General features: G+C 68.9%; 5 protein-coding genes. 4 read left to right on the forward strand and 1 reads right to left on the reverse strand.

The features are described from left to right. Window positions 1–774 precede the first annotated feature (774 nt). The 4 genes from ACFFNX_RS41920 (at window position 775) to ACFFNX_RS41935 (ending at window position 4,770) form a co-directional block, all read left to right on the forward strand. Window positions 775–2,082 carry an ABC transporter substrate-binding protein gene (locus ACFFNX_RS41920; RefSeq protein WP_378211801.1) on the forward strand — a complete coding sequence of 436 codons (1,308 nt, stop codon included), beginning with the start codon at window positions 775–777 and terminating at the stop codon, window positions 2,080–2,082. Beyond that, the gene (locus tag ACFFNX_RS41925; RefSeq protein ID WP_378211793.1) at window positions 2,079–3,029 is read left to right on the forward strand and encodes a carbohydrate ABC transporter permease; all 951 of its coding nucleotides are present in this window, start codon (window positions 2,079–2,081) and stop codon (window positions 3,027–3,029) included. Before ACFFNX_RS41920 ends, ACFFNX_RS41925 begins: the two co-directional genes overlap by 4 nt. A 1-nt stretch (window position 3,030) precedes the next feature. After that, a complete protein-coding gene (locus ACFFNX_RS41930; RefSeq protein WP_378211795.1) occupies window positions 3,031–3,897 on the forward strand; it encodes a carbohydrate ABC transporter permease in 867 nt (288 codons plus the stop codon). 108 nt (window positions 3,898–4,005) lie between these two features. Continuing rightward, window positions 4,006–4,770, forward strand: a complete 765-nt coding sequence (locus tag ACFFNX_RS41935) for a DeoR/GlpR family DNA-binding transcription regulator (RefSeq protein WP_378211797.1) — start codon at window positions 4,006–4,008, stop codon at window positions 4,768–4,770. Between the two features lie 407 nt (window positions 4,771–5,177). Here the strand turns inward: ACFFNX_RS41935 and ACFFNX_RS41940 are convergent. Next, the coding region (locus ACFFNX_RS41940) for a carbohydrate kinase family protein (protein ID WP_378211799.1) at window positions 5,178–6,009 on the reverse strand (832 nt) is incomplete at its 5' end.

Genomic DNA, 6,009 nt, shown 5'->3' on the forward strand with positions numbered 1-6,009 from the left:
GGGGCGGGCATCGCGGTCGCCGGCGGCCTGATGGGGCGTCTGCTCGGGCGGTGCGGCGGCGTTCGCCGCGGCCGATGCCACCCCGCCCAGGCCGGCGCTCAGAAGCGCTCCGGCCGAAAGCACCGCCGTCAGCCGGCGTGCCCTTGTCCTACTGCCTTTTCTGCGCACGGATCTACCACCTCATCGGGGCTACGAGGGACCGGGAAAAGGCGCGGCGAATCGCGATCCGGCCTATTGGGCACGGATGAACGGCGGGGCGAATTACACGATCCATCAGCGCATCGGTGCAGGATGGAAGATTGTTGCGTCGGCTCGGCCGATTAATATGGCGGAGACCTGACGCACCGCCTCCCTTCACACCGGGAAAATCCGTGGGGAGCATAAAACGCAGGTAAAATCGCGTCAACGGGCAAAAATGAAAACAGATGGTTACTGCGAGTAATGCATCAAGGTCAGTGACGGGGCCGCCACGCTGAGCGAGCGGCTCCGGCAATGCCACGGACACCGATCAAGCGCTCACGCGCTCGCGGGCGATCACATCCCGATCACCGCCGCCCGTACGACCGGGCCCCGGCCTCGCCACCTCCCAGGACGCTCGTGATCGAGATCGGCCGTACCGGCGCTCACGAGGCCGCCGAGCTGTCGCTTTCTTGGCGATACGCCTTGTTTGATGATTGCTTCTGATCTAAAGTCCCGCCTAACAATCGTTAGCGAGCACCGGACACCCGAGGCGGCCACCCGGGTGTGTCGCCGTTTCTAGGGAGAGTCGTGGAGATGCGCGTAACACCAAGACGAACCGGGCGACGGCTCGGCGTACGGGCCACCGCGGGCGTGGCTGCGCTCGCCCTCGCGTCCCTGGCGGCGTGTTCCGGCGGCTCGGGCGGCTCCGGCGGCTCGCACGGCGCGGTGGTCATGTGGCACGGCTACACCGACGTCGAGGCCAAGGCGATCGCCCAGCTCGGCCAGGAGTGGAACGCCGCCCATCCCGACCAGAAGGTGGACGTCACCTTCGGCGGCAGCAACGACGACGCGCTGAAGAAGACGCTCGCGTCCTTCGTCTCCGGCAAGGCGCCCGGCATCGCCTATGAGTTCGGCTCCTCGATCAACACGCTCGCCGCTCGGCACCAGACGCAGGACCTCACCTCGCTGGTCAAGAGCAGCCCGTCCTTCCAGTGGGACGACTTCTTCCCGGCCGCCCGGGAGGCTTCCACCACGCCCGACGGCAGGATCTACGGCGTCCCCGCGCTCGTGGACAACCTCGCGCTGGTCTACAACAAGAAGCTCTTCGACGCCGCCGGGCTCTCGTACCCGACGGCGAACTGGACCTGGGACGACTTCCGCAACGCCGCCCGCAAGCTGACCGACGCCTCCCAGCACCGGTACGGCTGGGCGTACGTCAACGACGGCACCGAGGACACCGTCTGGCGGTTCATCGCGATGCTGTGGCAGGCGGGCGGTGACCTGCTCACCTCCGACAACAAGAAGGCCGCGTTCGATTCACCGGCCGGGCTGCAGGCCATGCAGCTGCTGCACGACATGGCGGTGACCGACCATTCGGTCTATCTCGACACCGGCGACGGGCAGTACCAGAACCTCTTCAACTCCGGGAAGATCGGGATGCTCTGGACCGGCCCCTGGGATCTGTCCGGCATCAACAAGGACATCTCCTACGGCGCGCAGATCCTGCCCGCCAAGGTCAGCCACGCGACCATCGCCGGTCCGGACAATTACATGCTCTTCAACAAGGGCGACCGCACGACCGCGTGGGCGTTCCTGCAATGGCTGGACTCGGCACAGACGCATCTGAAGTTCGCGACCGCAACCGGTGACCTGCCGCTTCGCGAGTCCGAGACGAAACTGCCGGGCTACCAGGACTTCCTCAAGCGCTACCCGGCGAACAAGGTCTTCGTCGACAACCTGAGCAAGAACGCCACCAAGTCCCGCCCGAACATCCCCGAGTATCCGAAGATCTCCCAGGCCCTGGGCGCCGCCGTACAGGCGGTGCTGCTCGGCAAGGCACAGCCGCAGGCCGCGCTCGACCAGGCACGCCGGCAGGTCGACCAGATCCTCGCGGGGGCATGATGGCGGTGGCCACCGCCGGGCGGCCCACGGGACGGCGCACCGCGCGGACGGGGCGGCGACGGGGCAACCGCCTCCGGAGAGCCGACCATCTCACCGGCTGGGCGTTCGTCTCCCCGGCGGTCCTGCTGATCGCGGTGTTCGGTCTCGTCCCGGTGCTCTGGTCGGTGCTGCTGTCATTCCAGGACACCGACCTGACCTCGCCCGGCACCTGGTCGGGCGCGGCGAACTACCAGAAGATGGTGCACGACCCGGTCTTCTGGCAGGCCGCCCGGCAGACGCTGTACTACTGCGTGCTGTTCGTACCGATCACGATGGTGCTCGCGATCCCGATCGCCGTGCTGCTCAACCAGAAGGTCCGCGGGATGACCTTCTACCGGATGGCGGTGTTCGCCCCGCTCGTCACCTCCACCGTCGCCACCGGCGTGATCTTCAGCTGGCTCTACAACCCGCAGATCGGCCTGATCAATGCCGGGCTCGACAAGCTCGGCCTCCCCCAGCAGGGCTTCTTCCAGAGCACCGGCGAGGCGCTGCCGGCCGTGGTCGCCATGACCGTGTGGGGCTGGCTCGGCTTCGCCGTCATCATCTACCTGTCCGCGCTGCAGAACGTGCCGCGAGAGCTGATGGAGGCCGCCGCGCTCGACGGCTGCGGGCGGGTGAAGGCGTTCTGGAAGGTGGAGCTGCCGCTGCTCGCGCCGGCCTCGTCGTTCCTGCTCGTCTGGCTGACCATCAACGCGCTGCAGTTGTTCGACGAGGTGTACGTGACGACCAAGGGCGGGCCGCTGCACGCCAGCACCGTGCTCGTCTACTACCTCTACCAGCAGGCGTTCGTCGACTTCGACGGCGGCTATGCCGCCGCCATCGGCTGCGCGCTGTTCGTCGTGATCCTCATCGTGACCGTCGTACAGCTGTGGCTCGGCCGGCGGAGCTCCCACTACGAGGCGGGCTGACATGACCCTTGCCCTTCCGCGCCAGGCGGTCCGTACGGAGCACGGCGGCCGGCCGCGGCCCCGCCGCCGGCCCAGCCCGTTGCACCTGCTGCTGGTCCCGCTGTCCCTGGTGATGCTGGCGCCGCTCATCTGGATGGTGCTGCTGTCGATCTCCACCCAGGCGGAGACCCGGCGCTTCCCACCCGGCCTGCCCGGCGGCGTGCACTGGCAGAACTACACCGACGCCTGGCACCAGGGACCGTTCGGGCACTGGCTGCTCAACAGCACGATCGTCTCGGTCGCCTGCGTGCTCGGCAACCTGGTGTTCTGCGCTCTCGCCGGATACGCGTTCGCCCGGATCCCCTTCTTCGGCAGCCGCGTGCTGTTCGTCCTGGTGCTCGCGACCCTGATGGTGCCGTTCCAGATCGTCATGCTGCCGACGCTGATCGTCGTACGCGACCTGCACCTGACCGACACGCTCGGCGCCCTGATCGCCCCCAACCTGGCGACCCCGTTCGGCGTCTTCTTGATGCGCCAGTTCTTCACGACCGTGCCACGCGAACTGGAGGAGGCCGCCCGCATCGACGGCGCCGGCCGCCTCCGCACGCTCGTACGGGTGCTGCTGCCGCTCATGGGCCCGACCCTGGCGACGCTGGCGGTGCTCACGTTCCTCAACGTCTGGAACGACTTCCTGTGGCCGCTGATCGCCATCCAGAGCCCGGGCAACATGACCATTCAGATGGGCCTGCAGAACTTCCAGGGCTCTCACCTGACGAACTGGCCGGTGCTGATGGCCGGCACCGTGACCAGCCAGATCCCGGTACTCGTGCTGTTCGTGATCGCCCAGCGGTTCTTCGTACGGTCGATCGCCTCGTCCGGCTTCAAGTGACGCCGCCGCTCCTCGAATCACCTCGGGTGAGCGAACGAGCATGCCGACTGGTAAGTATCGCGTTAAAACAACTATTAACAAGCGCGAATAGTGCTTTATAGTGATCGAATGCGTCAACAGGAGCGGCTCGGCCTGATCCTCGACCGGCTCGCGAAACACGGCACGGTCTCCGTTCTCGACCTCACCACCGAGCTGAACGCCTCACCCGCGTCCATCCGGCGGGACCTGCGGGCGCTGGAAGAACAACAGCTCCTCAAGCGCACCCACGGCGGCGCGGTGGCCGCCGAGGTGATCTACGAGCTGCCGATGCGCTACCGCACCGGCCGCCACCAGGAGGAGAAGCTCCGCATCGCACAGGCCGCGGTGCACCTGGTCACCGAGTCGGTGCACTCGGTCGGCCTCGGCGGCGGCACCACGACGACCGAGCTGGCCCGCGCGCTCGGGTCGCTCGGCCGGTCCTTGAAGGTCGTCACCAACGCCCTCAACATCGCCGGTGACCTCTCCGTACGCTCGGCCATCGACCTGGTCGTCACGGGCGGCAGCGTACGGCCCGAGTCGTACGAGTTGGTCGGCCCGATCGCCGACCGCGCCCTCGCCGGCATCCACCTCGACCTGGTGTTCCTCGGCGTGGACGGCATCGACGCGGCCGGCGGCATCAGCACGCACGACGAGGTCGAGGCCCAAACCGACCACTGCCTGATGCACACCGCCGCACGCGTGGTCGTCCTGGCCGACTCGTCCAAGGTGGGCAACCGCGCGTTCACCCGCATCGCACCGATCGAGGAGGTCGCGATGCTCGTCACCGACGCAAGCGCCGACCAGTCGGAACTGAGCCGCCTCCGCGCGGCAGGCGTCGAGGTCATCACCGTCTGACCCCGAGCACCGCCCCACGCCCCACCGTCCGAACCCAGCATCGCCACCTATACGGAACCCGCGCGCCGTCACCGTGCCCGCCCGAACCCGCGCACCCACGCACCCGCAGCCCCCAGACGCTCGCCGCATGCATCCACCGCATCCACGCACCCGCCGCACCTAGGGCCAGTCTCGAAGTGGTCGGGTCGTGGGTTTTCCACAGCCGTGGGTGTGGTCTTTCTTTGGTGTGTGGGGTGGCTTGACAATGGAAGTGGGGTCGGCGCCCCCTGGGAGGGCGGGGAGTGTCTGGGAGGGCGGGACCTCGAAACACGCGCTAGGCGCCCGCCACACGCGCACACCCGCCAGGACGCCGAAGCGCCGTCCAGCACCACGCACCCGCGCACCCCGCGCCCACGCGTGTGTGGCTGTCAGGTTCGTTCTCGTGTCACTCTCATCTCCGCGGCGGCGGTCTCGGCTTCGGTGGCGGTCGCCTGGGCGGCGGTGCCTCCCGCGGCGCGGGTCGACAGTGCGCCGCAGGCGCAGCCCCAGGCCAGGGCCTCCTCGATGTCCTGCCGTCCCAGCCAGCCTGCCAAAAAGCCCGCGTCGAAGCCGTCGCCGGCGCCGACCGTGTCGGACGGGGTCACGCGCGGGCCCCGTGCGCTCACGTCCGTGTCCTCGTAGCGGGCCACGGCTCCCTCTCCGCCGCGCTTCACCACGGGTACCGGGCCGGCCTTCGCGAGCGTCGTCAGGGCCGCCGGCAGCGCGCTCACCGGTTCACCCGTGAGTGCTCCGGCCAGGGCGAGCGCCTCGGCCTCGTTCGGCAGGACGAAGTCGCACGCGGCCAGGAGGCCGGGGGTGAGCCGCCACTCCCCCGCCGGGTCGTCGTTGGTGTCCAGCGACGTGGACGCGCCCGCGCGCCGGAAGCGGGACAGCAGGCCCGGCAGGCCGGCGGCCAGCCTCGGCTGGAGGAAGTAGGACGCCGCGTGCACATGGCGTGCGCTCACCTCCGGCACCTGTGAGGAGTCGAAGGCGGGCAGGCAGCCGGGGGCGGTCAGGATCGCGCGGTCGCCGTCGGGCCGGTTGAGGCACACGGTCAGCGCGGTCGGCAGGCTCTCGTGCCTCACGCAGTTGCCGATGTCCACGCCGGCGGCGCGCAGCGTGTCGAGGACGAAGTCGCCGGCGGCGTCGCGGCCGACCGTGGCCGCGAGCGCGGTGGACAGGCCCAGGCGTGCCGCGCCGCAGGCCACGATCGCGGCCGAT

The organism is Actinoallomurus acaciae (assembly GCF_042429965.1).
Classification (GTDB): Bacteria; Actinomycetota; Actinomycetes; order Streptosporangiales; family Streptosporangiaceae; genus Actinoallomurus; species Actinoallomurus acaciae.